The organism is Symbiopectobacterium sp., assembly GCF_051710365.1.
In the GTDB taxonomy this organism is placed as follows: Bacteria; Pseudomonadota; Gammaproteobacteria; order Enterobacterales; family Enterobacteriaceae; genus Symbiopectobacterium.
In genome coordinates this window covers 1-945 of the sequence record NZ_JBPETA010000389.1, presented here as the reverse complement: position 1 = coordinate 945, position 945 = coordinate 1, and the positions used below count along the sequence as shown (strand labels likewise).

Annotated in this window: 1 protein-coding gene; it reads left to right on the top strand. The window is 42.0% G+C overall.

Features of this window, described 5'->3' with window-relative positions; translation table 11 throughout:
- The first annotated feature begins 577 nt into the window (after window positions 1-577).
- Window positions 578-814, top strand: a complete 237-nt coding sequence (locus ACTBDZ_RS18175; RefSeq protein ID WP_438816315.1) for a hypothetical protein — start codon at window positions 578-580, stop codon at window positions 812-814.
- Window positions 815-945: the final 131 nt, after the last annotated feature.

Below are 945 nucleotides of genomic sequence, written 5' to 3'. Positions count from 1 at the left end.
AACGGTTGGTAACAAGGGCTCAATGATTGCCCATGCTTCATCAGAAAGATCGTAGCGAGCCATAATCCAAAGTGTCGTAGAAACAGATGGATACTATAGCTCAAGCAATTAAGGGACACAGCCTAGATTCAAAGAACAAATTAATCGTTTCGCCGAAAAGTACGACATGGTTAAGCGTCTTAACCATCGCATCTGGTACAGCAAGCCGAAAACGGAGTATGGCATTACCGCCAAGGCAAGACAGACGCATACATCACGGCTCGTTCATTGAATTTGAGGCTGGGTCGTGCTGCTTGGAAAATATGGCGTTATTTCAAACACAGCTAACGGAAAATACCCGCAAATTATTAAACGATTGAGGAGCATGAAATAGAGTTATGGCAGATGATGTAGATATAGCTAGCCAACACGAAGAAGCCTTTCGCCAACATCTCATTACCCATTATTGGGAGCAGCAATTACCCGTTAACGGACGTTGCTATAATTGTGAAGAGCCAACAGGGGGTAATTTCTGCTGCAAGGAGTGCCGCGAAGATTGGGAAAAGCGAAAATATTTTGATAGCCAACGGAGGATTGAATGATGCAACTTAATAAACCTCATATCACGACCTTCAATCAACCTGATTACAGGGAAAGGGGCGTTATCACTTACGGTAGTAATAATATTAATCATCCTCATTATTTGATGAACACTCAAATTTTCCCCGGGGATGACAGTGAAACAAAGGAATATAAGTTAACCATTGCCTATCTGACGGAAGAAAATAAGTGGCTCAAAAAGCAGGTGAAAAAATTAACGGGTATCTATGACTGAAACACTTTCAGCCGTCATTCCGCACCTGATTTTTCTTTTTTCGGGACTTGACGGTATTCTGAAGTTCTGAATTTATTACTGCTTTTTGCAGACCAATCAGCATGAGTACTCCCCACGTTACCATCCGTAAC